This window comes from Aurantimicrobium sp., from assembly GCF_036667855.1.
Lineage (GTDB): Bacteria > Actinomycetota > Actinomycetes > Actinomycetales > Microbacteriaceae > Aurantimicrobium.
In genome coordinates this window covers 1-25,398 of the sequence record NZ_JAVWTF010000027.1, presented here as the reverse complement: position 1 = coordinate 25,398, position 25,398 = coordinate 1, and the positions used below count along the sequence as shown (strand labels likewise).

Here is a 25,398-nt window from a genome sequence, read left to right as displayed (position 1 = left end):
CCCTACGTTCCCCACGTCGTGGCACAGTATCTCCAAGGCGCCTAATACGCTGTATCTATGGCTGAAAAATCACGCTGGTCGCTAGGCGCCAAGCTCAAAGGGCTTTTTGCGCGCTCAGACGCCGATGAGACAGTCGATGACTTCTTTGACGATGTTCCCTCGCTTCCTCGCAATGAGGAAGTTGAACGTGAAGTTGTTCCAGAGCCTGTAGCTGATAAACCCACGGCAGAGAAGAAGCCCAAGCCTGACAAGGTTGCAGAACCTGTTGTTGAGCCTGTTGCCCACAAGGTTGTTGAGACCAAGCCTGAACCGGTTGCAACGCCTGCTGAAGAACCGGAAGAAGTTCTTCCCGAGCCAATTGCAGATGTTCTCCCAGAGCCAACTCCTGAGCCCGAGGTTGTCCCAGAACCTGAACCTGAACCTGAACCTGAACCTGAACCTGAACCTGAGCCTGAGCCTGAGCCTGAACCCGTTCACGAGGTCCGTGAAGAAACGATCGTCGAAGAAGCTGCACCTGCACCGGTTGTTGCCGCAAAGCCAGAAAAGGCAAAGCCGGTAGCTAAAGCTCCACGTCGCGCCGCTATCGACGAGGATATGTGGGAAGAGCTCGAAGAAACTCTCCTCGCTGCTGACTTTGGTCCAGATATCACCGATGAACTCATACAGGTCATGCGCACCAACGTGGCAAAGTTTGGCACCACCGATCCTGAAGACTTCATTCGTTTGCTTCGTGAAGCAATCGAAGATCGCTTGAACAAGTTCGACACCACCCTCAAGCTCAGCGAACGTCCTGCTGTGATCTTGGTTGTGGGCGTCAACGGTGTGGGTAAGACCACCACCATTGGCAAGGTGGCCAAATACATCTCCAACGCAGGCAAGAGCGTCGTGGTCGGTGCAGCAGATACGTTCCGTGCTGCTGCAGTCGACCAGCTCGCCACCTGGGCTGAGCGTGCCGGGGTAGATGTTGTCAAGCCACAGATGGAAGGCCAAGACCCTTCAGCTGTGGCCTATCAAACCATTGAGTGGGCCATCAATAAGGGCACTGAAATCGTCATCATTGACACCGCTGGTCGTCTTCAGACCAAGAGCGGTCTGATGGATGAGCTTTCCAAGATCCGCCGCGTGATTGAGAAGCAGGCCCCAATTTCTGAAGTTCTCCTCGTTTTAGATGCCACCACGGGCCAAAACGGTCTTTCACAGGCAGAAGCCTTCCTCGAGCACGCAGGAGTAACCGGTTTGGTTTTGACCAAGCTCGATGGTTCTGCCAAGGGGGGTTTTGTGCTCGCTGTTCAAGAGCGCACGGGAATCCCTGTGAAGCTCGTGGGTAACGGCGAAGGTATCAATGACTTGATGGGCTTCACGCCACACGCCTTCGCAGCCCAGCTCGTTGGCTAGGCTAGAGGGGTTATGGCAACCTTCGGCACACTCTCCACGCGTCTTACTGAGTCCCTCAAAAACCTCCGCGGCAAGGGAAAACTTTCCCCCGCTGATGTAGACGGCACACTGCGCGAGATTCGTCGCGCCATGCTGGACGCCGACGTCTCGCTCAACGTGGTGAAGAAGTTCACCAGCGATGTTCGAGAACGTGCCCTCAGCGATGAAGTCAACAAGGCGTTGAACCCTGCTCAGCAGGTTGTTCAAATCGTGAACGAAGAGCTCGTCACTATCCTCGGTGGAGCACAACGTCGTCTGGAATTTGCTAAGAAGCCACCAACCATCATCATGCTTGCTGGTTTGCAAGGTGCTGGTAAGACGACCCTTGCGGGAAAGCTGGCGAAATACCTCGCCAAGGACAAGCACACCCCACTTCTGGTCGCCTGTGACCTTCAGCGCCCCAACGCTGTTCAGCAGCTCGAGGTGGTCGGTAAGAATGCCGGTGTAGCTGTGTACTCACCTGAGCCGGGAAATGGCGTAGGAGACCCCGTCAAGGTTGCCAAGGATTCGATCAAGTTCGCTAACGATAAGCAATACGACGTGGTCATCATTGACACCGCCGGTCGCTTGGGTGTTGATGCAGAACTGATGAAGCAGGCCGCGGATATCCGTAAGGCCACTAGCCCTGATGAAGTTCTGTTCGTCATTGACGCCATGATTGGTCAAGACGCCGTTGCAACCGCTCAGGCTTTCCAAGAGGGTGTGGACTTCACTGGTGTTGTCCTCACCAAGCTCGATGGTGACGCCCGCGGTGGTGCTGCGCTTTCTGTGGTCTCTGAGACCGAACGTCCCATCATGTTCGCGTCCACGGGTGAAAACCTCGATGACTTCGAGCCCTTCTACCCAGACCGTATGGCCAGCCGTATTCTCGACCTCGGTGACATTCTCACCCTGATCGAACAGGCGCAGGAAGCCTTCGACGAGAAGGAAGCTGCTCAACTTCAAGAGAAGTTCGCCACAGACTCCTTCACCCTTGAGGACTTCCTCAAGCAGATGCAGCAGCTCAAGAACATGGGCTCCATGAAGAAGATGCTCGGCATGCTTCCTGGCGCAGGCGCCATGAAGGAACAGCTGGACAACTTCGACGAAAAAGAACTTGTTCGCACCGAAGCCATCATTCAGTCGATGACCAAGGCAGAGCGTCAGAACACCAAGCTGCTCAACGGTTCGCGTCGTCTGCGTATTGCCAAGGGTTCGGGCATGACCGTGACCGATGTGAACGCACTGGTCAACCGCTTTGAGCAAGCCGCCAAGATGATGAAGACCGTAGCCAAGGGTGGAATGCCACAAATTCCTGGCATGGGTCCCATGGGTGCAATGGGTCACGGTGGCAAGAAGCAGCAAGCCAAGAAGAAGGGTTCCAAGTCTGGAAACCCTGCCAAGCGTGCTGCAGAGAATGCTGCACTGGCTGCTGGGGGAGTTAAGCCCGGTAACGGTGGCGGTTTTGGACTAGGTAACCAGGGCGCATCAGGCGGCCCCAGCCCTGAAGAGCTCGAAGCTCTGCAGAAGATGCTGGGTAAAGGCTAAGGCTTGATTACACACTTCGTCACTTTGTGACGCACGAGAAATCCCCGTAAATACGGGGATTTTTTCGTTTCAACGTAATGTGACGTAACTCAGTTACGTCACGTTTCTTTTGAGTTCGCGGGTGGCTATGTGGTCTCCGTAATCTCGAGACATGGCCTCCTCCACGACTTCTCCTCACGCTGTGACCAACACAGCGTTTGAGGTGCGCTTCGACGGTGTTGGACGTAGCTTTGCTGCAACCAACACCCGTCGAGGTGAGTCTGCTGAGCCTCGTGTTGTTCTTCGGGATATCAACATCACGGTTAAGCCCGGTGAGCTTGTTGCCATCCTCGGCACCAGCGGTTGCGGTAAGTCCACTCTGCTTCGCATCACTGCCGGCCTCGACACTGGTTTCACCGGAAACGTGAGCATTGATGGCACCCCGGTTGAAGGTATTGATCCTCGTTCCGCTTTCGCTTTCCAGGAACCTCGTTTGTTTCCTTGGCGTTCTGTGGCACAAAACGTTGCCCTCGGACTTCCACACGGCGCTGACAAGGCAGAAGGCGAAGCCCGAGTTGCTGAGCTCCTGGATCTTGTCGGTCTGACTGCTTCGGCCAACCACCGTCCACGTGAAATCTCGGGCGGTATGGCTCAGCGTGCCTCGTTGGCACGTGCACTCGCACGTAACCCAGGTGTATTGCTCCTGGATGAACCGTTCGGAGCACTGGATGCACTGACTCGTCTGAAGATGCAGGATCTACTCTTGGATATCCATGCAGCAGCTCCTACGACTGTTCTTCTTGTAACCCACGACGTAGATGAAGCACTACAGCTAGCAGACCGCGTCATCTTGTTGGGACGAATGCCCGGGGAGCCCGGTGCGACCATCGCAGAACTCGTGACAGTTCCCGGTGGCCGACCTCGCGACCGTGGCTCCGCTGAACTTGCTGAACTCAGGGCTCATCTGCTCGAAGGACTCGGTGTTGATCGTCACACGACCAGCACGTTCAGCATCTAAAACTTCCTGTGCACATCACAAAATACGAAAGATACGAAAACACACCATGAAGAATAAATCACTACTTGCTTCTGTTACAGCAGGCGTTGCTGCACTTGCACTGGTTCTGACCGGTTGCGCGAGCGAGCCTAAGCCTGTTGTCACTGAAGAGGCTTCTGCGGTTATCGACCACACCGGCGAAACCCTCAACATCGACTTCGCGACCTACAACCCACTCTCGCTGCTGATCAAGAACTACGGCTGGCTTGAAGAAGAACTCGCAGAGACTGGCATCAAGGTCAACTGGGTGCAGTCACTGTCCTCTGCTGATGCAAACGCCAAGCTTCTTGCTGGTGCACTGGACGTAGGTTCGACCGCTGGTTCTGCTGCGCTGTTGGCTCGTTCTAACGGTTCGCCCATCAAGACCATCGAAATCTTTGACCAGCCAGAGTGGGCAGCACTTGCCGTGGGTCCAGACTCCAAGATCAAGGATGTAGCTGACCTCGAAGGCAAGACCGTTGCTGCAAAGAAGGGTACTGACCCCTACTTCTTCCTGCTTCAGGCTCTGGACGAGGCTGGCGTTGACCCCGCAACTGTGACCATTCAGAACCTGGCTCACGCTGACGGTAAGACTGCACTGTTCAACGGTTCCGTTGACGCATGGGCAGGTCTTGACCCTATCCTGGCTGGTGCTGAGACCGAAGGTGCACAGTTGATCTACCGCAACGTGGACTTCAACAGCTACGGCTTCCTCAACGCAACTGAGTCCTTCCTCGAGAAGAACCCAGACATCGCTCAGGTTGTGACCAACGTCTATGAAGAAGCTCGCCAGTACGCGATTGCTAACCCTGACGCAACCTACGCAGTTCTTGCAGCTGCTTCTGGTTTGAGTGTTCCTGTCGCTAAGGCAGTGATCACCGAGCGCACCGTCATCGACATCAACCCCATCCCTGGAAAGAAGCAGACCAAGCTGCTCAAGACCATCGGTAAGGTTTTCGTTGCTAACGGAGACGTAGCTACTCAGGCACAGGTAGACGAGGCTCTCAAGACTCTCTACGACACCACCTTCATCAAGGTTTCCTACAAGAACATTGATGTGAAGGCTACCGAGGCTGCTGAAGCGAAGTAATTCGCCTGAGTAAACACAAGGAATACGAAGCATGAGCACGACGACCGATCTCACACCTAGGGCACAAGCCAGGGGTAAGGCTGCCCGTCAGGGTGGGGGATCGGTTCGTCGTGCTCGCTTTACTTCCACCCGAGGAGGTCAACTCCTCATCAGCTCCATCCTGCCGATTGCCATCTTGTTGGCATGGCAACTCACTTCCAGCCTCGGTATTTTCACCGTGGGCCAGCTTCCCTCGCCCGAGATGGTGTGGCTCGCTGGTGTTGATCTGATACAGCGTGGTCTGCTAGGTCCATTTATCGGCATCTCTGTTCAGCGAGTACTGATCGGTTTCGCTATCGGCGCCAGCTTGGGCTTGTTCTTTGGCGCAATCGTTGGTTTGGCAAGAGTGTGGGACTTCTTCTTCGGGTCAACGTTCGGCGCTATCCGCGCCGTCCCCTCCCTTGCATGGGTGCCCTTGTTGCTGCTCTGGCTCAAGATTGGTGAAGAGTCCAAAATCACCCTGATTGCCATTGGTGCCTTCTTCCCCGTCTACACAACTGTTGCCGCTGCTTTGCGCCACGTGGACAAGCATCTCGTTGAAGCTGGCCGAGCTTTCGGGCTTTCCGGTGTTCAGCTCTTCACCACCGTGCAACTGCCTGCAGTTGTTCCTTCCGTCATTTCAGGTTTGCGTCTAGCTTTGGCGCAATCGTGGCTGTTCCTTGTTGCGGCAGAGTTGATTGCGTCCTCTGCCGGCCTCGGATTCCTCTTGCTTGATTCACAAAATAATGGCCGCACAGACCGTGTCATTCTGGCCATCATTCTTCTTGCCGTCTTTGGCAAGACGACCGATGCACTGCTGGGCTTGTTTGAGAAGTGGGCTGTTCGTCGTTGGGCTTAGCCCACTGTGACGAAGAGCTCTAGACTTTCACCATGGCTTACGAAGTAGAGAAGAACGAAGACCAGTGGAAAGCAGAGCTTTCTGCTGAGGAATACGCCGTCCTGCGCGAAGCAGCAACTGAGCGTGCATGGTCTGGTGAACTCCTCGACGAGGACCGCGCTGGCGTTTACACCTGCAAGGCATGTGGCAACGAGCTCTTTACTGCTGGCACCAAGTTTGACTCTGGTTGTGGGTGGCCTTCGTTCTATGAATCCGTTCGCCCCGAAGCTGTTGAGCTTCGCCCCGATCTTTCTCTCGGTATCGAACGCACTGAGGTTCTCTGTGCCAAGTGTGGTTCACACCTGGGGCACGTTTTCCCCGACGGTTTTGGTACCCCAACCGGTGACCGTTACTGCATGAACTCGATCTCGTTGAACTTCGAGGCCAAGGACAACTAGTCCTTACGCGCGGGCAACCCGCACGTCAGCTGCCGTGAGGGCAGCATTAACTTTCAGCTGTTCTGGCTGAGGCGCAGTTGTAACTGTCGTGGCGACGGCAGTGAGTAAGTGTGAGGTTGCACGCGCTAGTCCACGATAGGCGGCCTCAGCAGCAGCGGCTTCGGGAGATGTTGCGTCCAAGCCCAGTGCTGCAAGCTGGTCGATCACAGCGCCTGCTGCAAGAAGATCTTCGGTAGTGACCCGGAGCTGGCCGTTGCGAGTTGATCCTGCAGCAACGACAGCAATGAGAATGCGCTTGGCCAGTTTCACTTGCAGGTCAATCACCCACTGGGCAACGGCGTGGGCAGAGCTCAGGTCGGTGAGAACAACTGCAGGGCCTTGGGGGACAGCGCTGAGGTCAAGCTCTGAACCAGGCTCGGGGAGAGCATCAACCCACACAATGACGTCTGCATCTGTGCCAATCGCATGGGCGCCAGCGGCAGCCCAATCGAAGCGAACTTGGTAGCGGGTTTGTTCCATATTTCTATTCTCGCTGAGACTGAGATTCCCCGGTCGCTCATATGACGCTCTATGACATCGACAACATGGAGATTTCACGCCCTCTGAATACTCTGGAGGCATGGCAGATCGCGAATATGGGTTTAAAACCCGCTCTATCCACGCAGGAAATATCCCCGACTCGACCACGGGTGCGCGTGCGCTACCGATCTACCAAACAAGTGCTTTCGTCTTTGACGACACCGCAGATGCGGCAGCGCGCTTTGCCCTGCAGAAGTACGGAAACATCTACTCCCGTGTGTCGAACCCCACGGTTGCCTCTTTTGAAGAGCGCGTCGCAAGTCTGGAAGGTGGTCTCGGTGCTGTCGCGACAGCCAGTGGACTGTCTGCGCAGTACATCACCTTCGCCTCACTCGTCGGTCAGGGTGACCACATTGTCTCCTCTGCCAACCTCTACGGTGGGTCGATCACTCAGCTCGATGTGACGCTGCGTCGCTTTGGTGTGGAGACCACGTTTGTGCAGTCGGCAAACCCCGAAGACTACGCAGCGGCGATTACCGACAAGACCAAGCTGATCTATGCAGAGACGGTGGCAAACCCTTCTGGTGAGATTGCAGATATCGAGGGACTTGCAGAGGTTGCTCACGCTCATGGCATCCCCTTGATCATTGACTCCACCATTGCCACACCGTATTTGTGCCGCCCGATTGAATGGGGTGCAGATGTGGTGATTCACTCAGCAACCAAGTTCTTGGGTGGACACGGCACAACTCTCGGTGGTGTTGTCGTGGAATCTGGTCGTTTCGACTGGAATACCGACAAGTTCCCCCTCTTTGACGAGCCGGTTGCTTCTTATGGTGGTCTCACCTGGGGTGGCAACTTTGGTGAATATGCCTTCTTGACCCGTCTGCGTGCAGAACAGCTGCGTGACATTGGGCCTGTGCTGTCTGCCCAGTCTGCTTTCACGCTTGCTCAGGGTGTGGAGACCCTGCCCTATCGCATGCAGGCACACATCGACAATGCTCGCGAAGTAGCTAACTGGCTGGCACAAGACAGCCGTATCGAGTTCGTGAACTGGGCAGGTCTGCCCAGCCATCCGCACTACGAGCGCGGTCTGAAGTATCTGCCCCTGGGTCCTGGCTCTGTCTTTAGCTTCTCGGTCAAGGGTGGCCGTGACGTGGGACGCAAGTTCATTGAGTCGGTTGATCTGGCCAGCCATGTTGCAAACATCGGTGATGCCAAGACACTGGTGATTCACCCTGCTTCCACCACGCACGCTCAGCTCACCGATCAGCAACTGCTGGATGCGGGTGTTCTGCCCGGCATTGTTCGCTTGTCTGTGGGTATCGAGGACGTCGAAGACATCATCTACGACCTCGATCAGGCACTCACCAAAGCTGTGGAGGGAAAGTAATGGCTGACGTCATCAATGCCCAGCTCGCCAATGGTTTGAGTTGCGAACTGCCCGCAAACTCTCCGTTGGCCAAGCTCCTGAAGTCACAGCGCACCTGGGTTGGTCCCGATGCGAAGGCTCGTCAGCGCATCTTGAACGGTGCCAAGTCTGTGGCGATCGTCGGCGCATCTCCCAACCCTGCACGCTCCAGCTACTTCGTGGGCACTTACCTGCAGTCCTCGAGTGATCTCCGGGTTTATTTCGTCAACCCCAATGCCGACGAAATCCTGGGGGAGAAGGTCTATCCAGATCTCGCGTCACTGCCAGAAGTTCCAGACATCGTGGATGTTTTCCGCAAGGGCAGCGACATCCCGGCTGTCATCGATGATGTGCTCGCTATCGGCGCCAAGACAATTTGGGTTCAGCTCGGTATCTATAACGAAAAAGCAGCTCGCTATGGTGAAGAAAAGGGCCTCACTGTGGTGATGGACCGCTGCATCAAGGTGGAGCACGCCCGCTTCCACGGTGGATTGCACCTGCTCGGCTTTGACACGGGCGTGATTACTGCCAAAAAACTCCACCGCTAAGCCACTCGATTAGCCAAAAGCTGGTCAAACCTGCCAGAATAGGAAGTCGAGTTTGATTCATATCCGACCCTCTAATCAGATATGACTTGAATCCCTTAGAGCTTGTACCGAGTGTGCCCCCACGCTCACGGTCGTCAGTTCATCCACTACACATCACTCACAGGAGAATTGTGGCTGTCAAAATTCGTTTGAAGCGCATGGGTAAAATCCGCGCGCCTTACTACCGCATCGTCGTAGCAGACTCGCGCACCAAGCGCGATGGTCGTGTTATCGAGGAGATCGGTAAGTACCACCCCACCGAGAACCCTTCGTTCATCGAGGTCAAGTCAGACCGTGCTCAGTACTGGCTCTCCGTTGGCGCACAGCCAACCGAGCAGGTCGAAGCACTTCTGAAGCTCTCCGGTGACTGGGGAATCTTCAAGGGTGACAAGAATGCAAAGAGCACCATCAAGGTTGCTGAGCCTAAGGCTGCATTCGTTGTCGACACCAAGAAGAAGCCCGTTCTCGTCCCAAAGACTGAGAAGGCACCTAAGAAGGAAGAGGCAGCTGTTGAAGCTGCTGAAGAAGCCGTCGTAGAGGCCGCAGCTGAGGAAGCAGTAGTCGAGGCAGTTGCAGAAGCAATCGTCGAAGAGGCTGTAGCTGAAGCTGTTGTTGAAGAGGTAGCAGCTGAGGTTGTTGCCGAGGCTGAGGAAATCGTTGAGGCTGCTGAAGAAGCAGCTGGCGAGGAACAGGCCTAACCAACATGCTCGCATCAGCAGTCAAGCACCTCGTCAAGGGCATCGTAGAGAACCCCGATGACGTGAAGGTTGCTGTGCGTTCGAACAATCGTGGTGAGGTCCTCGAGGTTCATGTGAACCCCGAGGACCTTGGCCGCGTTATTGGCCGTTCAGGCCGCACTGCCAAGGCCATTCGCACTGTTGTGAACGCCCTGGCTGATGGTCGCAACGTTCGTGTCGACGTCGTCGACACCGACGCTTAAACGTGACCGCTGAATCTAGACAGACCCAACTTCGCGTCGGTCGTCTCACCAAGGCCCACGGCCTCAAAGGTGCTATCAAGGTCGAGCTCTATACCGATGAGCCCGAGAAGCGCTTTGTGCCCGGGGCCATTTTCTCTGTTCAGGTGCCGGAAGAATCTCCCTGGTATGGCAAGAACATTGAACTGATTGAACTTCGCTGGTACAACTCACACCCCGTTGCCTTCTTCAAGGACGTTCCTGACCGCACGGCGGCTGAGTCCCTCATCAAGGCCATTCTCTGGGTGGAGCACGACACCAGTGTCCTGCCTGAAGACCCTGAAGCCTGGTATGACCACCAGCTCACTGGTCTCAAGGCTGTGCGTGACGGTGTCGAAGTGGGAACGGTTGCTCGCGTAGATCACTTCCCCGCACAAGATCTGTTGGTTATCAAGACCGCCAACGGCGATGTCATGGTTCCTTTTGTGAAGGCCATTGTTCCTGAAGTGGACATTGAGAAGGGCATTGTCACTCTCACTCCTCCTGGTGGACTCTTTGAAGAGCTGCCTGAGGATGATGATGACGCTCCCGCTGAGGATTCAACCGAGGCCTAAATGCGTATCGACATCGTGACAATCTTTCCGGAGTTCTTCGGCACTCTCGATGTGTCGCTTCTGGGCAAGGCTCGCCAGTCGGGTCTGATTGACACTCGCGTGCACGACCTGCGTGACGCCACAACAGACAAGCACCGCACCGTCGATGACACTCCCTATGGTGGTGGCGCCGGCATGGTGATGAAGCCTGAGCCCTGGGGTGACACCCTGGATGCGATCCTGGCAGACCCAGAAAGCTCCAAGAACCCTGTCCTCATCGTGCCTTCACCGGCAGGCGAGCAGTTCACGCAGGCAGTGGCCAAAGAACTGGCAGAAGAAGAGCAGCTCATCTTTGCCTGTGGTCGTTATGAAGGTATTGATCAGCGCGTGAGTGATCACTTCGCCACTCGTATTCGAGTTCGTCCCATTTCGTTGGGTGACTATGTCTTGAACGGTGGGGAAGTAGCTTCTCTGGCCATGATCGAAGCCGTTGGCCGCTTGATCCCTGGCATGGTGGGCAATCCTGAGTCGCTGGTGGAAGAAAGCCACGAAGACGGTTTGCTGGAATATCCCAGCTACACCAAGCCCGCCGAATGGCGTGGATTGGAAGTTCCACCTGTATTGCTTTCAGGAAACCATGGCGCAATTGCTTCATGGCGTCACGAACAGCAGCTCGAACGCACCAAGGCAGTTCGCCCCGATTTACTTCCTGAGTAAATCTCTGGCACAATTGAACCTTGTGCCGTTGGTCTTACCCTGCCACAGGGGGCACTGAGACTTACAACACTGCACAATTCTTTTCATCATTCACGTATGAGACCTGTGGCTTGTACAGATTGAGATAAATCATGCACATTCTTGACGCTGTAGACGCACCATCGCTGCGTAGCGACATTCCAGAATTCCGCGCCGGTGACACCGTAAAGGTTCACGTAAACATCATCGAAGGTAACCGCTCTCGTATCCAGGTTTTCCAGGGTGTTGTTATCGGTCGCTCCGGTGAAGGCGTTCGCGAGACCTTCACTGTTCGTAAGGTTTCTTTCCAGGTAGGTGTGGAGCGTAAGTTCCCTGTACACTCGCCCGTTATCGACCACATCGAGCTCGTCTCACGTGGTGACGTACGTCGCGCCAAGCTGTACTACCTGCGCAACCTCCGCGGTAAGAAGGCAAAGATCAAAGAGAAGCGCGACTTCTAAGTCGACTTGTCCAATAGACCCCCGATTCGCTCGGGGGTCTTTTGTTTTCCCTGCGGTGTTTCATATCTGCCACACAGGCTTTTGTCGGAATCGGCAACCTAAACTTGAGAAGTAGAAGAAAGATTCAGATTCATGACAGATGCACCACCAGCACGACGTGCCCCGATGCGTTCGGTGTTGCTGTTTCTTCGCGACGTTCTGGTGATTTTCGGCATCGCCATCCTGGTCTCTTTCTTGGTGAAGACATTCTTGGTTCGTTCCTTCTTCATCCCTTCTGCCTCGATGGAACAAACCCTCATGATTGATGACCGTGTCATCGTCAACGAACTCGTACCTAAAGCTGTTGCTGTGGATCACGGCGACATCGTGGTGTTCAAAGATCCAGGTGGCTGGCTTCCTGCCAGACCTCCCGTGGAGGTCACAGGAATCCAGGCGGGCACCGAGTGGGTATTGTCCCTCTTCGGACTGGCTTCGCCTGACAGCAATGATCACCTCATCAAGCGTGTGATTGGGTTGCCCGGGGACACTGTGCAGTGCTGCTCTGCTGACGGCAAGATCATGGTCAATGGCGTTCCCATCACTGAGCCTTACATCACCATCCCGGCAGGGGAGACTCGAGCTTCTGCCATTGACTTCAATGTCACCGTGCCCGAGAGTTCTTTGTTTGTGATGGGCGACAACCGTTACAACTCCAAAGACTCTCGCTACAACACCGATAAGCCCGGTGGCGGATTCGTAGGAATGGACAATGTTGTGGGCCGCGCCTTTGTGCTGAGCTGGCCGATGAGTCACTGGGGTTGGCTCTCCAACTACCCAGAAGTCTTTGCAGACGTCCCTGAACCTGCTACTTCCAAGTAACACTCATGCCAGCTGAACCCACACTCATCGTTGAGCAAGAACTCTTTGCTTCTGGTGCAACACTGATCATTGGTATTGATGAAGTGGGCCGTGGCGCCATGGCTGGTCCGGTTATGGTCGGGGTGTGTGCACTGCGTCCAGGTGTGACTGAATTTCCTGCAGGGCTTCGAGATTCCAAACTGGTATCTGAGAAGAAGCGCATCAGCTTGTTCCCCGAAGTTAAGCAGTGGGCTCCCACGGCCGTGGGGGAGGCGTCAGCGGCTGAGATTGATGAACTGGGCATCACAGCCTGTTTAGGCCTCGCTGCGCGCAGAGCGCTCATTTCATTGCATGAGGCAGGTGTTCCCGTTGGGGAGGCAACGGTCCTTCTCGATGGAGCGCATGACTGGTTGAACCCAGCACTCTCCAGCAAACTTCAGGTCACGACTCGTGTCAAAGCAGATCAAGACTGCGCAGTGGTTTCAGCCGCGTCTATCGTGGCCAAGGTGACCCGAGATGAGCTCATGGTGTCGTTAGATGCACAGCACCCTGAATATGGCTGGGCATCCAACAAGGGTTATGGCGCGGCAGTCCATATGGAAGCCATCAAGACCATTGGGTTGACTCCCTATCACCGTGCCAGCTGGGTGAAATAAGTCCCCAGCTCTTAGACGTAGGATTGACTCACCATGGATGAAGAAGACTTCGACGACTACGACCGCGAGGCCGAGCTTGCGCTGTACCGCGAATACCGTGACGTGGTTGGTCAGTTCTCCTATGTCATCGAGACAGAACGTCGTTTCTACCTCGCTAACGAGGTTGACGTGAAGCGCATCGACGCAGAACACGACTTCTACTTTGAGCTCACCATGAACGATGTCTGGGTCTGGGATGTGTATCGTGCCGACCGCTTCGTCAAGAGCGTGCGCGTTCTCACCTTCAAGGATGTCAACGTCGAGGAACTCTCGTCGAAAGAGTTCGAGTTGCCCAAGGAACTTGCTCTCGACGAGTAGTCCTCCACAGTTGTGAAGCACCTCGAGTGAATCACACAGTTGTGTCGTTGGCGCACTGACGCTGAGCTCTATCGCGATGATTCCCTGCGGAGGTCATCATGACAACAATTTGTGGTTTGCCCAGCCTGGCCGTTGAAGAGAGTATGCGGCAGGTGCTGCCAGAAGATTTAGAATCCGAACAGATTGCCCTGGGTTTTGCTCGTGCTGCCTGGAGCACGTTGGTTGAGCCGGGCGACAGAGTCGCCGGACGGCTCATCAGCCTCTTCGGGCCGCAACTGGCACTTCAGTTCCTGATCGAACGATTACGTGCCGACGAAATCATTGCGCAGTGTGAGGATCTTGATGAGCTCGAATGGGATCCTTCACAGTTCACTGAGGACTTGGCTGAGGGGATTACTCGCTGGCACCCACGATTGAGCTCAGGTGATGCGCTCAATGCGGTGACGCATGCGGCCAAGTTGGGGGCATTTCTCATTACCCCTGAACAAGAACTGTGGCCTGATGGCTTGAATGATCTCGGCATGCATGCACCCCTGGTGTTGTGGGGAAGAGGGAAGCGCTCTTCTTTGGAACAGTTTGAGAACTCACTGGCAATTGTGGGCGCTCGTGCCTCCACGGGGTATGGCGAACACGTCACGATGGAAACGGTCTCTGCCATTGCTGAAACAGGAGTGGCCATCGTTTCTGGTGCCGCGTATGGCATCGACGGAATGGCGCACCGATCAGCACTTGCTGTCGGTGGCACAACCATGGCATTCCTCGCTGGTGGCGTCGATCGGTTCTATCCCAGCGGCCATGATGCGTTGCTGGGACGCATCATTGAGACCGGTCTCGTGTTGGCGGAAGCCCCCTGTGGCTATGCGCCCACTAAGTGGCGCTTCTTGCTCCGCAATCGGTTGATTGCTGCTTCTGCCCAGGCAACTGTGGTGATGGAAGCAGGATGGCGTTCAGGCTCGCTCAACACTGCAAACCATGCCGCAACGTTGGGCAGGCCCCTCGGTGTTGTGCCAGGGCCGGTGACCAGTGCGTCATCTGCTGGGTGCCATCGATTACTGCGTGAATATGACGCCGTCTGCGTCACGACGGCGTCGGAGATGTTGGAACTTCTGCCAGGTCAGCCACCTGCTCTGAGCGAGTCAGAGCTTGCAGAAGCTGAAGAGTGAGGCATCCTTGAACGTATGCAGCTTGAGAGTGCCCTAGACGGCTTCATCGCCTATCTGGGCGCTGAGCGTGGCTACTCCGAGCACACCATCAAGGCCTACTCCTCGGACCTTCGAGATCTTGCAAACTACGCCGAACGAAGGAATGTGAAGAGCCTCGATGGGATCACTCTGGAGTTTCTTCGTGACTGGCTTTATGAATCAGCACAATCAGGGCTGAGCAAAACAACCCTTGCTCGTCGCTCGGCAAGCGTGCGCAGCTTCACAGCGTGGATGCGAAGGCAGGAGATCTCTGAAAATGATGCGGGAGCACGTCTGAAGTCGCCCAAGGCAGAGCATTCGTTGCCTCGCGTCATCTCGATGCCACAACTGGATGAGATCTTTGAAGGTTTAGTCGAGCGAGCAAGTGAGGGCGAGCCCCTCGCACTGCGTGACCTCGCCATTATTGAATTGCTCTATGCCTCAGGCCTTCGCGTGTCAGAACTGGTGGGTTTGAGTATGGGGGATGTGGATCTCGATCGCCTCACAGTGCGCGTGATGGGTAAAGGTTCTAAAGAACGAGTAGTTCCCTTTGGTATTCCTGCAGCATCTGCCTTGACGGATTACCTCACTAGGTCGCGGAAGCTTTTGGTTGAGGGGAAGCCTGCAACCACAGCATTCTTTGTGGGAGCACGTGGTGGGAAGCTCAGTACCCGTGCTGTTTATGCGCTTGTTGCATCATTGCTAGAGCCGTTAGGTGGCAGTGGTCCCGCAGGTCCACATGCACTGCGCCACACCGCAGCAACGCATCTATTAGATGGTGGTGCTGATCTGCGAATCGTGCAAGAGATGCTCGGCCACGCCAGCATGGGCACGACGCAGATTTATACCCACGTCTCGATGGAACGACTTACTTCGAGCTACCAGCAAGCGCACCCTCGCGCTTAGCTGCGTTCTTCATCTGCTGCTTGAACCAGGCGGTGTCGGTGATGCGCGCCAGGACAGGTCCTGAGATCACCGTGATGAGCATGTAGGTCGCAGCCAGAGGTGCAATCAGTGGCTGAACGCCGGCAGAAACAGCAAGGCCGGCAATGATGACGGTGAACTCACCACGAGGCATCAAAGCAACACCTGTACGCCAACGACCAGGGCGACCAATGCCTGCTTTCTTCGCGGCCAAATAACCGGTGAGCACCTTGGTGCTCATAGTGACCGCAGCAAGAATCAGGGCGGGGAAGAAGACTTCAGGAATATCTGCTGGGTTTGTGGTGAGGCCGAAGAAGACGAAGAAGATTGCGGCGAACAAGTCACGCAGCGGAGCAAGTAGCTTTTCGGCGTTGTGAGCAACCTGACCAGAGAGAGCAATACCAACCAAGAAGGCGCCAACTGCCGCAGAAACCTGCACTTCTGAGGCAAGTCCAGCCACCAGCATGGTCAAGCCCAAGACACCCATCAGGAGGGTTTCAGGCTGTTCTGAGTGGAATATGCGGGAGAGCTTCTTACCGTGGCGCACAGCGAGATAAAGGACGACGGTGACAGAGCCCACAGCAATAGCAACTGTAATGGCTCCTTCGAGCAGGCTTGCGCCAATGACTACCGCAGAAAGGATGGGTAGATAGAAGGCCATCGCGAGGTCTTCGAGAACCAAGACAGACAGCAAAATGGGGGTTTCGCGGTTACCAAGACGCCCGAGGTCTCGCAATACTTTGGCGATCACTCCCGAAGAAGAAACCCATGTCACACCTGCCATGACAAGTGCTGCAATAGGTCCCCAGCCCAGGATCAGTGCAAAGACGGCACCCGGAACGGCATTGAGAAGACCATCCCAAATTCCTGCACGGGCAGATGACTTCAGGTTTCCCACTAACTCAGTGGGTGAATATTCCAATCCCAGCATGACAAGTAACAGCACAACTCCAAGCTCAGCTCCGGAGCTGAGGAAGTCGATACTGGCATGAAGTGGGAGCAGGCCTCCCGATCCAAAAACTAACCCTGCCGTCATATAGAGCGGGATTGGGGATTGGCCGTATTTGATGGCGAGGCGCCCCAGCAGAGAGAGGCCCAGGAGCAATGCTCCTACCTCAATCAGCATCCAGGTCTCGTCGTGCATTACTAAACCTGACTGTGCGCCAGAAGTTTGTCGAGCTTGTCGAGACCCTCGCGAGTTCCCACTGCAACAATCAGGTCATCCATGCGAAGGATTTCTGATGGTGTGGGGGAGGCAATGACGTCCTTGCCGCGCAAGATCGCCACGATGGAAACACCGGTCTTGGTGCGAGCCTGAGTATCACCGAGGGGGCGATCCAAGAAGCGGGAGTCAGAAGGTAGGACGAGTTGCTCAGTGAAAAGTCCGATCGTGCCATTACCTAAGCCAGAGAGCTGACTCAGCAGGGCAGCGTGACCGAGGAGGTCAGAGAGTGCTGCAGCTTCATCACCGGTGAGGGCGACGGAGCCGAGGATGGCATCCGGGTCTTCGGGGTCATAAAGAGCAACTTCACGGTGACCGTCGCGGAAGCTGAGGACACCAATGTGCTGGCCGGCTTGTGTCACGACGTCGTGACGAACTCCGAAACCAGGGAGGTCAATTTTTTCGATGCGTACACCCATACCTCCACGTTATCTCAGAGCAGACTGCAGACCTTCCGATACGTCACTATCGAGGAAAGTGAAACCTGAACTTAACAGAACCTCAGGTGTGATCTTTTGGCTGGAAAGCAGCAGTTCACGACCTGCTTGGCCAAGAACAAGAGAGAGAGCAAAACCCGGAGCCGGGAACCAATAGGGGCGCCCCAGGAGCTTTGCCAGTGCCTTCATCAGCGTTCCTGAGGTTGCTGGCGTGGGGGCAACAAGATTGACCGGACCTGAGATGTCGTGCTCAATCAAGAACGCCAGTGCGCGGGCTTCATCACGCAGGCTGATCCAGGGCCACCAGTCTTTTCCGCCAGCAAGCGGGCCGGAAACGAAGAACGAGGTCAATAACCGGAGCGGTCCCAAGGCGCCCTTCTTGCCGAGCACCAAGCCGGTGCGAGCATAAGCAACACGTGTGTGCTTTTCTGCAGGCTTTGCTGCTGCTTCCCAGGAGACCACAACGTCCGCGAGGAATCCGTCACCGCGGGCAGAGGACTCAGTCAGAACTTCATCGCCCCGGTCGCCATAGAAGCCCACGGCTGAACCGCTGATGAGTGCGCGGGGCTTCTTCTTGGCTCGTTCGATTGCTTCCACGATCGTGCTTGTTGAAGACAAGCGAGAGTAGAGAATCTCATTCTTGGTTTTTGCGGTCCATGGCATCTTGCTGATGGTGGAACCTGCCAGGTTCACAATGACATCAACTGGACCGTGTTCTGCGGCGATGGAATCGAGGTCGAGCGGAGTTGACTCAGGGTTCCAGACGATGCGCTGAGCACCAGGGGTTCGAGAGAGCAGGAGAACTTTGTGACCTGCCTGTTCGAGTTCTGTGGTCAGGGCAGTACCGATCATGCCGGTGCCACCAGCAATGAGAACCGTTAACGAACGAGCCACGACTGCCTCCAATATGTGGAAGCGGCCGTGGCTCGAAAGTGAATGAGTTAGGCGGAAGCGCTTCCGCGTCCCACGATACCGGCGCGCACCAGCAACACATAGATTTGGCAGCCGAGGCAGTAACCAAATACGGAGTTCAGGAACGCTGCGACGAAAGCGAATGCCACGGCAATAATCGCACCGGTCGTGATGCCGAGGACGGCAAAGACAAGTCCAGCCAGCGTGATGATGAAGCCGATCAGCTGAGCGAATGTGGGCGGCTTGGGGTCTTCGAGCTCGGTGGGAGCGGACAGGCGTGGACGAACCAGTGCCTTGAAGATAGCGCCATAGGGGTGCTTGCCGATACCGGCGAATGCGCCGATGGCAAAGATGACAGTGATGTAGGTGAGAAGGATTCCCGCAGGAGTGGCGAAGTTTTGAGCCAGTGTGTTGCTGCTGGAAAGAGCCTCTGGATTGGAGAGGAGGAAGATCAACTCAACGGTGAGGGTGATCAAGGTGATGGTGGCACCAAAGCGGGGACCACGAGGGTCAATGCCCTTGGTGCCGGGCTGAGCTGCGAGGGGGTTGGGCTTGTTAGATGACATAGCTGTCGTGCTCTCTCTTGATAGCGATTTCCAAACCAGCGGTAACTGCTTCGGGGCGGGGCGATCCTCCGATGCGAGCGGCAATAGCGCCGCTGTCATCGAGGATGAAAGTGGTAGGGGTTTGCAGAATGTTGAACTGCTGAGCCAAGTCTTGGCGGTTGGTCAGATCAACATCAACATGGGTGACACCGGGATGATCTTTCGCCACCTGCTCGAGGTACTTCCGAGTGCCAGGACACTTGGTGCAGAACTCGGAGCTGAACTGCAACAGTGTTCCGATTTTTCCGAACTCGATCCCTTCACCGAGGGTTGAAGGGTCGATTCGAGTGAGGCCATCCTGTTTCTTCACTCGGCCTTCTGCCGCCTTGATCAGCAAGCCCAACGCAGTGGACACCACGATGAGGCCGCCGAGCAGCAGAAGAACGAGCGAAAGATCCATAGTTATTACAGACTATTTCTCTTCAACCCCGCCGTGCCGAGTGTGACGTAACGTGACGACGGGTAAGGTTTTACCCGTGGCTGAGATTGAATTTCGTTCAGATGTAACTGTTGAATTGGTGCGCTCGAGCGCCCACGACTCCGATGTGCTTTTTGCTGCACGTGTGTCGACCCAGGGAGAGCAGACTCTTGAAGAGTCCATGCACACTCCTGAGTCTCGTGCAGAGGATGAGAAGCGCGACAAGGGTCTAATCAACTACCTGATGCGTGATCGCCACGGTTCTCCTTTCGAGCACAACTCGATGACCTTCTACGTCCAGGCGCCCATCTTTGTTTTTCGTGAGTTCATGCGTCACCGCATTGCCTCCTACAACGAAGAGTCTGCTCGTTACCGCGAACTGAACCCTGTTTTCTATGTGCCAGCTGCTGACCGCAACCTGATTCAGGTAGGTAAGCCAGGCGCCTATGACTTCGTTCCAGGAACTGCAGAGCAGACTGCTCTGACGCAGGAAGCAACCAAACGTGCTGTGACTGTTGCGTATGAAGAGTACGAGCGCATGCTCGAAGCTGGCATTGCTCGTGAAGTAGCTCGTGGTGTACTTCCCGTTGCGACCTACTCCTCGATGTATGTCACCATGAACGCTCGTTCGCTGATGAACTTCCTTTCCCTGCGCACCAAGCGTGAAGGAACTCACTTCCCTTCATTCCCTCAGCGAGAGATTGAAATGGTTGCTGAGAAGATGGAAGACGAGTGGGCCAAGCTCATGCCGTTGACCTATGCGGCATTCAACGAGCACGGCCGCGTTTCGCCGTAATCACGGCTTTTCAGTACGCTTTATCTGTGGCCAATCCAGAAAACCCCTTCGGACAAGTACTTGTCGCGCTCGTAACTCCTTTCACCGCCGATGGCGAAGTGGACTGGAACGACGTTGAAAAGCACATTGACAACGTCATTTCCAACGGTGCTGACGGCATTGTGGTCACGGGTACAACTGGAGAAACCAGCACCCTGACTGACGACGAAAAGGTCAAGCTGGTTGAGGTTGGTAAGAAGGTTGCGGGTAACCGCGCCAAGATCATCATGGGTGGTCCTTCTAACGAAACCGCTCACGCTATTGAACTGGCGAAGAAGAGCGCCAAGGCTGGCGCCGACGGCATCATGGCTGTCACCCCGTATTACAACAAGCCCACCCAGGCTGGTGTTCTCACACACTTCCGCATGGTTGCTGACGCAACGGACCTGCCGTTCATCATGTATGACATCCCAGGTCGTGCCGGTATTCAGATTCAGTACGAAACCATCCTTCGCTTGGCCAAGCACCCGAACATCGTTGCGGTCAAGGACGCCAAGGGTGACTTCAGTGAAGTCAGCCGTGTGCTGAACCAGACTGACTTGCTCTACTTCTCTGGCGATGACGCTAACGTTCTTCCTCACATGGCCATCGGTGCTTCAGGTCTCATTGGTGTCACTGCCAACGTTGCTCCTGCTCCCTACCGTGCGATGGTGGATGCAGTAAACCGCGGCGACCTTGCTGCAGCTACTGCAGAGCACAAGGCTCTCGAGCCTCTGGTTCGTGCCATCATGACTCACGTACCTGGCACTGTTGCTGCCAAGTATGTTCTGCACGGTCTGGGCCGCATCGGCAGCCCACGCGTGCGCCTTCCTCTGGTTGGTCCAGAAGAGTGGGAAGCAGCCAAGATCGAAGACGAGATCTCTCTCGTCGGCCCCATCGCTGGTGTGGACTTCTCTAACTTCCGCCCAGACCGCAATGCCGCCGCTGGCGGAGCATTGCCCAAAATCGCCGGCACTACCAGGTAGCGCCACACTCGTCAGGGCAACCGCCAGGGCGTGAATACGGATCGTTTCGATCCATGCTCGTAAGAGGAATATGCCTAACGAACTGTTTGACCCACCTGCACTAGAACACGGAACGCTGCGCGTTGTCCCACTCGGAGGAGTGGGGGAGATTGGTCGCAACATGACCGTCTATGAACTCAACGGCAAGCTCCTTGTCGTGGACTGTGGTGTTCTTTTCCCTGAAGAGACTCAGCCTGGTGTGGACCTCATCCTTCCTGACTTCAGCTACATCCGTGACCGCATGGATGACGTTCTGGCTATCGTGCTCACGCACGGTCACGAAGACCACATTGGCGCTGTCCCGTACCTGCTTCGTTTGAAGAATGACATTCCTCTGGTGGGCTCAGGACTGACCTTGGCACTCATTGAAGCCAAGCTCAAAGAGCACCGGATTCAGCCCTACACCTTGCAGGTTAAGGAAGGCGATAAGGAACAGTTCGGTCCCTACGAGCTCGAGTTCGTTGCCGTGAACCACTCCATTCCTGATGCGTTGGCCGTGGCCATTCGCTCCGAAGCGGGTCTTGTTTTGCACACTGGTGACTTCAAGATGGACCAGCTTCCCCTTGATGGTCGTCTCACCGATCTGCGTGCATTCGCACGTCTCGGTGAAGAAGGCGTGGATCTGTTCCTGCCCGACTCCACCAACGCTGACGTTCCTGGATTCACTCCGCTTGAGCGTGACATTGGGCCTGTGTTGGAGAGCGTGATTCACCGTTCTAAGCGCCGAGTTATTGTGGCGAGCTTCTCGTCGCACGTGCACCGCGTGCAGCAGGTGCTGGATGCCGCCGTCGCGAACGAACGCCACGTCGCCTTCGTGGGGCGCTCGATGGTGCGCAACATGGGCATCGCGGCAGAGCTGGGCTACCTGGAGGTTCCGGAAGGAACCATCATTGATGCCAAGAAGGCAGCAGAGCTTCCTGATGATCGTCTGGTCTATATGTCCACGGGTTCCCAGGGTGAACCCATGGCGGTGCTTGCCCGCATGGCTAATCTCGAGCACCAAATTGAGGTCGGTCCCGGGGACACGGTGATTCTGGCATCAAGCTTGATTCCCGGAAATGAGAACGCCGTCTTCCGCGTGATTGATGGACTCACCAAGTTGGGTGCCAAGGTCGTACACAAGGGCAACGCCAAGGTGCACGTCTCAGGTCACGCAGCGGCAGGGGAGCTGCTTTACTGCTACAACATCTTGCAACCCAAGAACGTATTCCCCGTGCACGGTGAATACCGTCACTTGGTAGCCAACGCCAACCTGGCGATTGATTCAGGTGTCGATGCACACCGCACCATCCTGGGTGAAGACGGAACTGTCATTGATCTCAAGGGTGGAATTGCCCGCGTAGTCGGCCAGCTCGATATTGGTTACGTCTATGTGGATGGATCCAGCGTGGGTGAGATCACCGATAACGACCTCAAGGACCGTCGCATCCTCGCTGAGGAAGGCTTCATCTCCATCATCGTGGTCGTGGATCCTGCCACCGGCAAGATCATTGTGGGGCCTGAGATTCACGCCAAGGGTTTTGCCGAAGACGACGCTGTGTTTGATGAGATCAAGCCCGCGATTGCCAAAGCACTGCAAGAAGCCGCTCACAACGGTGTTCGTGATGCGCACTCATTGCAGCAGGTCATTCGTCGCACGGTGGGGCAGTGGGTCTCGAAGAGCTACCGTCGTCGTCCGATGATTATTCCGCTCGTAATCGAAGCCTAAATTCATCGAATAAGTAGTCGACGCGTGTCGATGAATTCGTTTAGGCTACAGATGTGTCCTCAACGAAGAAGCCCAAACAAGCTACGCGTGCTGATGTTGCGCGCATGGCTGGTGTTTCCGAGAGCACAGTCAGCTATGCCTTAACTGGCGTTCGTCCCATCAGTGAGGACACTCGCGAGCGCATCGAAGAGGCAATGAAGACGTTGGGCTACGTCCCCAACGCCATGGCGCAAGCGCTGGCAAGTAAGAAGTCTGGATTGCTTGCACTCCTATTCCCCGTGGGGGAGCGCGGCTTTGGCGAGACAGACTTTGAGTATGTCGAAGCTGCAGCTGAAGCTGCCGCGGAAGACGGCTATCAATTACTGTTGTGGCCCAACGCGGTAGAAGACACTGCGTCGCTCAAGAAAATTGTTGCCCAGGGTCTTGTTGAGGGTGTTCTTCTCATGGAAGTCCGTTCTCAGGATCCTCGAGTAGAAGTACTCCGAGAGAGTGGAACACCTTTCTGCCTCATCGGTCGAACAGACGACTCGCAAGATCTGACATATGTTGACGCGGACTTTTCGCAATGGGGCCCAATGGCCATTCATCACCTCGCTGACTTGGGGCACACCAATATTGGTGTGATTTCTATGCGCGGCGAATTGGTTGAAGCTGGTTATGGGCCTGTAGTTCGCACGGAGAAGCCTCTTATTGAGGTTGCCCAGCGTGCGGGCGTCCACGTGACCATCAAGCACCCCAAGCCCACTATTCGTGCTGGTCGCCAGGCCTTCGAGGAGTTATTGCAAGAGCAACCAGATATCACCGCCATTATCGGCTTCAATGAACCGGCCTTTATTGGTGCATTAGAAGTTGCAGGAGCACGGGGAATTCGGATTCCAGAAGATTTATCAGTGTTGAGCTTTGGTCTCTCAGATGAAGCAGCGAATATGACTGTTCCTGCTCAGACCACCATTAACGTGGATGGTCCCGAACTTGGACGCATGGCAGTCCAGTATTTGATCGCCCGCCTCAATGGGGATAAAAAGTCTGTACTTCAAAACCTCACGCAGCCTCAGTTCTTTGATCGGGGCAGTACTGGTCCTGCCCCGCAATTACGCGGGTGAGGGAACAAATTACCCCTTGAATCACGATTCGGTTACGAAACGGCGAAACGGTGATTCCGGGCTAGACATACCCTCATTGTGTTAGGTAGATTTCTCTGTATCGACGCGCGTCGACGATGCGCGTCAACCTGGAAGCACCAAAGAAGTTGCGTGGCCAAATTGGTCACCACTGAGAAAGGTAATTACACATGAAGGTAAGCAAGCGCGGTCTCCGCGTCGCCGCAGCTGTTGCTGCAGGTGCGCTCACCCTCGGCACCCTCTCGGGTTGTGCCGCTGGTGGTAACGACAGCAAGACATTCACCGTCTGGTGGTACTCCGGTGAAGACACCGCACAGTACATCGCATGGACTGAGGCTCTCGACGAGTTCAAGGCTGCACACCCTGACGTAACCGTTAACTTCGAGTTCAAGACCTGGGAACAGATCGAGAAGTCGGGTAACTCCATCCTCGACTCTGACAAGGCACCTGACCTTTCCGAGTGGAACAAGGGTAACGGTACCGCTGGTGCAGCTTCACAGGCTGGTCTGCTCCTCAACCTCGAGGACTACGCAGCTGAGTACGGCTGGACTGACCTCCTCCCCGCATCTGCACAGCAGGTTGGACGCTACACCGACGGCCTCATGGGTAACGGAGACCTCTACGGTGTTCCTACCTACGGTGAGTACGTAGGTTGGTTCTACAACGCTGACGTTCTGAACGCAAACGGTATCGACGCAACTGCTCTCAAGAGCCAGGCTGACCTCGAAGCTGCATTCGCAAAGCTCGTTGCTGCAGGAATCACTCCTATCGCAGCAGCTGACTACATGCTCGTGCACCTCGCATACAACCTGACCCTGAACAAGGCTGACAACGACTGGGTAAACGCTTACCAGTTCTTCGACGGTGAAGTTGACTTCAACGACGCAGCATTCACTCAGGCATCTGAGCAGATCCAGAGCTGGACCCAGAAGGGTTACATCGCATCGAGCGCTTCTGGTGCAACCGCTGACGACGCAGTCGCAGCATTCACCAGCGGTACTTCTCCCTTCATGCCTGGTGGTACCTGGCTGGATGGAACCGTTGCTGGTGCAGCTAAGTTCACCTGGGGCAAGATCCTCAACCCTGGTAACGCTGTATCGACCGGTTCTGCTGGAAACATCTGGGTTATCCCTGCAAAGGGTAAGAACCCTGACCTCGCTGCAGAGTTCATCAACCTGACTCTTCAGCCCAAGGCACAGAACACCATGGCAAACAACGGTGGTCTCCCACTGCTCGCAACTGAGCTCGGTGACAACCCAACCACTGCCATCACTCTGCCTCTCTTCCAGCAGCTCGTTGCTGACAACGGTCTTGGTTTCTACCCTGACTGGCCCGTATCCGGTTACTACGACATCCTGAAGGCTGCCGTAATCGACCTCGTAGCAGGTAACACCACTCCTGCTGAGTACCGCGAGGCAATCGGTTCGTACTACGAAGAGAACAAGCCATAACCAGTAGCTGATGAGGCTTTAGCCTCACCACACTGAAAGGCATTAATCCGGTGCGGTGTCGTCCGCGGCATCGCACCGGATTTCTCTTTCTTGCGGTCGACTTTTCGTCTCGCTAGTCTCTTGAGACA

29 protein-coding genes are annotated in these 25,398 nt (G+C 55.5%); 23 read left to right on the top strand and 6 right to left on the bottom strand.

Going from position 1 to position 25,398, the window contains the following annotated elements:
• The first annotated feature begins 582 nt into the window (after window positions 1–582).
• The 6 genes from ftsY (at window position 583) to msrB (ending at window position 6,380) form a co-directional block, all read left to right on the top strand.
• A complete protein-coding gene (gene ftsY / locus RR877_RS06765; RefSeq protein ID WP_332550718.1) occupies window positions 583–1,395 on the top strand; it encodes a signal recognition particle-docking protein FtsY in 813 nt (270 codons plus the stop codon).
• A gap of 12 nt (window positions 1,396–1,407) precedes the next feature.
• Entirely contained in the window at window positions 1,408–2,961 is a 1,554-nt protein-coding gene (gene ffh, locus RR877_RS06760) for a signal recognition particle protein (RefSeq protein ID WP_332550713.1), read from the top strand.
• Window positions 2,962–3,112: 151 nt separating this feature from the next.
• Window positions 3,113–3,958 carry an ABC transporter ATP-binding protein gene (locus RR877_RS06755; RefSeq protein ID WP_332550712.1) on the top strand — a complete coding sequence of 282 codons (846 nt, stop codon included), beginning with the start codon at window positions 3,113–3,115 and terminating at the stop codon, window positions 3,956–3,958.
• A gap of 46 nt (window positions 3,959–4,004) precedes the next feature.
• Window positions 4,005–5,066: an aliphatic sulfonate ABC transporter substrate-binding protein gene (locus tag RR877_RS06750; RefSeq protein WP_332550711.1), complete on the top strand. Its 1,062-nt coding sequence runs from the start codon at window positions 4,005–4,007 to the stop codon at window positions 5,064–5,066.
• 31 nt (window positions 5,067–5,097) lie between these two features.
• Window positions 5,098–5,943, top strand: a complete 846-nt coding sequence (locus RR877_RS06745) for an ABC transporter permease (RefSeq protein ID WP_277494423.1) — start codon at window positions 5,098–5,100, stop codon at window positions 5,941–5,943.
• Between the two features lie 32 nt (window positions 5,944–5,975).
• Window positions 5,976–6,380: a peptide-methionine (R)-S-oxide reductase MsrB gene (gene msrB / locus RR877_RS06740; protein WP_280800507.1), complete on the top strand. Its 405-nt coding sequence runs from the start codon at window positions 5,976–5,978 to the stop codon at window positions 6,378–6,380.
• Window positions 6,381–6,383: 3 nt separating this feature from the next.
• Here the strand turns inward: msrB and RR877_RS06735 are convergent, their stop codons facing one another.
• Window positions 6,384–6,899: a hypothetical protein gene (locus RR877_RS06735; RefSeq protein ID WP_332550710.1), complete on the bottom strand. Its 516-nt coding sequence runs from the start codon at window positions 6,897–6,899 to the stop codon at window positions 6,384–6,386.
• A gap of 100 nt (window positions 6,900–6,999) precedes the next feature.
• Here RR877_RS06735 and RR877_RS06730 point away from each other — a divergent pair, with 100 nt between their 5' ends.
• From RR877_RS06730 to RR877_RS06675, 12 genes are all read left to right on the top strand, one after another.
• Window positions 7,000–8,292, top strand: coding sequence for an O-acetylhomoserine aminocarboxypropyltransferase/cysteine synthase family protein (locus tag RR877_RS06730; RefSeq protein WP_332550709.1), 1,293 nt, complete (start codon window positions 7,000–7,002; stop codon window positions 8,290–8,292).
• A complete protein-coding gene (locus tag RR877_RS06725; RefSeq protein WP_332550708.1) occupies window positions 8,292–8,858 on the top strand; it encodes a CoA-binding protein in 567 nt (188 codons plus the stop codon). The genes RR877_RS06730 and RR877_RS06725 overlap by 1 nt, the downstream gene beginning before the upstream one ends.
• Window positions 8,859–9,028: 170 nt before the next feature.
• A complete protein-coding gene (gene rpsP / locus RR877_RS06720; protein ID WP_277494428.1) occupies window positions 9,029–9,595 on the top strand; it encodes a 30S ribosomal protein S16 in 567 nt (188 codons plus the stop codon).
• Window positions 9,596–9,600: 5 nt separating this feature from the next.
• Window positions 9,601–9,837: an RNA-binding protein gene (locus RR877_RS06715; protein ID WP_110233068.1), complete on the top strand. Its 237-nt coding sequence runs from the start codon at window positions 9,601–9,603 to the stop codon at window positions 9,835–9,837.
• A 2-nt stretch (window positions 9,838–9,839) separates the two neighbouring features.
• Window positions 9,840–10,427 carry a ribosome maturation factor RimM gene (gene rimM / locus RR877_RS06710; protein WP_280806209.1) on the top strand — a complete coding sequence of 196 codons (588 nt, stop codon included), beginning with the start codon at window positions 9,840–9,842 and terminating at the stop codon, window positions 10,425–10,427.
• Complete coding sequence (gene trmD / locus RR877_RS06705) at window positions 10,428–11,123, top strand: tRNA (guanosine(37)-N1)-methyltransferase TrmD (RefSeq protein WP_332627824.1); 696 nt, start codon at window positions 10,428–10,430, stop codon at window positions 11,121–11,123.
• A gap of 131 nt (window positions 11,124–11,254) precedes the next feature.
• Complete coding sequence (gene rplS / locus RR877_RS06700) at window positions 11,255–11,602, top strand: 50S ribosomal protein L19 (RefSeq protein ID WP_110233071.1); 348 nt, start codon at window positions 11,255–11,257, stop codon at window positions 11,600–11,602.
• A gap of 132 nt (window positions 11,603–11,734) precedes the next feature.
• Window positions 11,735–12,460, top strand: a complete 726-nt coding sequence (gene lepB, locus RR877_RS06695; protein WP_280796074.1) for a signal peptidase I — start codon at window positions 11,735–11,737, stop codon at window positions 12,458–12,460.
• Between the two features lie 5 nt (window positions 12,461–12,465).
• Window positions 12,466–13,095, top strand: a complete 630-nt coding sequence (locus RR877_RS06690; RefSeq protein WP_332550707.1) for a ribonuclease HII — start codon at window positions 12,466–12,468, stop codon at window positions 13,093–13,095.
• Between the two features lie 33 nt (window positions 13,096–13,128).
• Entirely contained in the window at window positions 13,129–13,452 is a 324-nt protein-coding gene (locus RR877_RS06685; protein WP_110233074.1) for a DUF2469 domain-containing protein, read from the top strand.
• A 98-nt stretch (window positions 13,453–13,550) separates the two neighbouring features.
• Window positions 13,551–14,615 carry a DNA-processing protein DprA gene (gene dprA, locus RR877_RS06680; RefSeq protein WP_332619025.1) on the top strand — a complete coding sequence of 355 codons (1,065 nt, stop codon included), beginning with the start codon at window positions 13,551–13,553 and terminating at the stop codon, window positions 14,613–14,615.
• Between the two features lie 15 nt (window positions 14,616–14,630).
• Entirely contained in the window at window positions 14,631–15,539 is a 909-nt protein-coding gene (locus RR877_RS06675; RefSeq protein ID WP_332550705.1) for a tyrosine recombinase XerC, read from the top strand.
• On the opposite strand, the gene RR877_RS06670 is transcribed toward RR877_RS06675, so the two are convergent.
• Genes RR877_RS06670 through RR877_RS06650 form a run of 5 tightly spaced genes read right to left on the bottom strand, consistent with a single transcriptional unit; the run spans window position 15,502 to window position 19,133 of the window.
• Window positions 15,502–16,701 carry a cation:proton antiporter gene (locus RR877_RS06670; protein ID WP_332619026.1) on the bottom strand — a complete coding sequence of 400 codons (1,200 nt, stop codon included), beginning with the start codon at window positions 16,699–16,701 and terminating at the stop codon, window positions 15,502–15,504. The two genes, RR877_RS06675 and RR877_RS06670, sit on opposite strands and share 38 nt — an antisense overlap.
• 2 nt (window positions 16,702–16,703) lie before the next feature.
• The gene (locus tag RR877_RS06665; RefSeq protein ID WP_110233078.1) at window positions 16,704–17,198 is read right to left on the bottom strand and encodes a TrkA C-terminal domain-containing protein; all 495 of its coding nucleotides are present in this window, start codon (window positions 17,196–17,198) and stop codon (window positions 16,704–16,706) included.
• A 9-nt stretch (window positions 17,199–17,207) separates the two neighbouring features.
• Window positions 17,208–18,110, bottom strand: coding sequence for a TIGR01777 family oxidoreductase (locus RR877_RS06660; protein ID WP_332627822.1), 903 nt, complete (start codon window positions 18,108–18,110; stop codon window positions 17,208–17,210).
• Window positions 18,111–18,157: 47 nt separating this feature from the next.
• Window positions 18,158–18,694 (bottom strand): DUF4395 domain-containing protein, encoded by a 537-nt coding sequence (locus RR877_RS06655; protein ID WP_277494435.1) that lies wholly within the window; start codon window positions 18,692–18,694, stop codon window positions 18,158–18,160.
• Window positions 18,684–19,133 (bottom strand): thioredoxin family protein, encoded by a 450-nt coding sequence (locus tag RR877_RS06650; RefSeq protein ID WP_110233080.1) that lies wholly within the window; start codon window positions 19,131–19,133, stop codon window positions 18,684–18,686. The genes RR877_RS06655 and RR877_RS06650 overlap by 11 nt, the downstream gene beginning before the upstream one ends.
• A 76-nt stretch (window positions 19,134–19,209) precedes the next feature.
• On the opposite strand from RR877_RS06650, the gene thyX reads away from it, so the two are divergent.
• The 5 genes from thyX (at window position 19,210) to RR877_RS06625 (ending at window position 25,270) form a co-directional block, all read left to right on the top strand.
• Window positions 19,210–19,947: an FAD-dependent thymidylate synthase gene (gene thyX / locus RR877_RS06645; RefSeq protein ID WP_110233081.1), complete on the top strand. Its 738-nt coding sequence runs from the start codon at window positions 19,210–19,212 to the stop codon at window positions 19,945–19,947.
• 26 nt (window positions 19,948–19,973) lie between these two features.
• Window positions 19,974–20,951, top strand: a complete 978-nt coding sequence (dapA, locus tag RR877_RS06640) for a 4-hydroxy-tetrahydrodipicolinate synthase (protein WP_110233082.1) — start codon at window positions 19,974–19,976, stop codon at window positions 20,949–20,951.
• 70 nt (window positions 20,952–21,021) lie between these two features.
• Complete coding sequence (locus RR877_RS06635) at window positions 21,022–22,698, top strand: ribonuclease J (RefSeq protein WP_332627820.1); 1,677 nt, start codon at window positions 21,022–21,024, stop codon at window positions 22,696–22,698.
• A gap of 53 nt (window positions 22,699–22,751) precedes the next feature.
• The gene (locus tag RR877_RS06630) at window positions 22,752–23,801 is read left to right on the top strand and encodes a LacI family DNA-binding transcriptional regulator (protein WP_280796069.1); all 1,050 of its coding nucleotides are present in this window, start codon (window positions 22,752–22,754) and stop codon (window positions 23,799–23,801) included.
• Between the two features lie 188 nt (window positions 23,802–23,989).
• Window positions 23,990–25,270, top strand: coding sequence for an extracellular solute-binding protein (locus tag RR877_RS06625; protein ID WP_332551497.1), 1,281 nt, complete (start codon window positions 23,990–23,992; stop codon window positions 25,268–25,270).
• Window positions 25,271–25,398: the final 128 nt, after the last annotated feature.

Bases quoted from the DNA above. Each gene is read 5' to 3' on its own strand.
- ffh (WP_332550713.1), top strand. From the start codon at position 1,408: ATGGCAACCTTCGGCACACTCTCCACGCGTCTTACTGAGTCCCTCAAA.
- RR877_RS06755 (WP_332550712.1), top strand. From the start codon at position 3,113: ATGGCCTCCTCCACGACTTCTCCTCACGCTGTGACCAACACAGCGTTT.
- RR877_RS06750 (WP_332550711.1), top strand. From the start codon at position 4,005: ATGAAGAATAAATCACTACTTGCTTCTGTTACAGCAGGCGTTGCTGCA.
- RR877_RS06745 (WP_277494423.1), top strand. From the start codon at position 5,098: ATGAGCACGACGACCGATCTCACACCTAGGGCACAAGCCAGGGGTAAG.
- msrB (WP_280800507.1), top strand. From the start codon at position 5,976: ATGGCTTACGAAGTAGAGAAGAACGAAGACCAGTGGAAAGCAGAGCTT.
- RR877_RS06735 (WP_332550710.1), bottom strand. From the start codon at position 6,899: ATGGAACAAACCCGCTACCAAGTTCGCTTCGATTGGGCTGCCGCTGGC.
- RR877_RS06730 (WP_332550709.1), top strand. From the start codon at position 7,000: ATGGCAGATCGCGAATATGGGTTTAAAACCCGCTCTATCCACGCAGGA.
- RR877_RS06725 (WP_332550708.1), top strand. From the start codon at position 8,292: ATGGCTGACGTCATCAATGCCCAGCTCGCCAATGGTTTGAGTTGCGAA.
- RR877_RS06715 (WP_110233068.1), top strand. From the start codon at position 9,601: ATGCTCGCATCAGCAGTCAAGCACCTCGTCAAGGGCATCGTAGAGAAC.
- trmD (WP_332627824.1), top strand. From the start codon at position 10,428: ATGCGTATCGACATCGTGACAATCTTTCCGGAGTTCTTCGGCACTCTC.
- rplS (WP_110233071.1), top strand. From the start codon at position 11,255: ATGCACATTCTTGACGCTGTAGACGCACCATCGCTGCGTAGCGACATT.
- lepB (WP_280796074.1), top strand. From the start codon at position 11,735: ATGACAGATGCACCACCAGCACGACGTGCCCCGATGCGTTCGGTGTTG.
- RR877_RS06690 (WP_332550707.1), top strand. From the start codon at position 12,466: ATGCCAGCTGAACCCACACTCATCGTTGAGCAAGAACTCTTTGCTTCT.
- RR877_RS06685 (WP_110233074.1), top strand. From the start codon at position 13,129: ATGGATGAAGAAGACTTCGACGACTACGACCGCGAGGCCGAGCTTGCG.
- dprA (WP_332619025.1), top strand. From the start codon at position 13,551: ATGACAACAATTTGTGGTTTGCCCAGCCTGGCCGTTGAAGAGAGTATG.
- RR877_RS06675 (WP_332550705.1), top strand. From the start codon at position 14,631: ATGCAGCTTGAGAGTGCCCTAGACGGCTTCATCGCCTATCTGGGCGCT.
- RR877_RS06670 (WP_332619026.1), bottom strand. From the start codon at position 16,701: ATGCACGACGAGACCTGGATGCTGATTGAGGTAGGAGCATTGCTCCTG.
- RR877_RS06665 (WP_110233078.1), bottom strand. From the start codon at position 17,198: ATGGGTGTACGCATCGAAAAAATTGACCTCCCTGGTTTCGGAGTTCGT.
- RR877_RS06655 (WP_277494435.1), bottom strand. From the start codon at position 18,694: ATGTCATCTAACAAGCCCAACCCCCTCGCAGCTCAGCCCGGCACCAAG.
- RR877_RS06650 (WP_110233080.1), bottom strand. From the start codon at position 19,133: ATGGATCTTTCGCTCGTTCTTCTGCTGCTCGGCGGCCTCATCGTGGTG.
- RR877_RS06635 (WP_332627820.1), top strand. From the start codon at position 21,022: ATGCCTAACGAACTGTTTGACCCACCTGCACTAGAACACGGAACGCTG.
- RR877_RS06625 (WP_332551497.1), top strand. From the start codon at position 23,990: ATGAAGGTAAGCAAGCGCGGTCTCCGCGTCGCCGCAGCTGTTGCTGCA.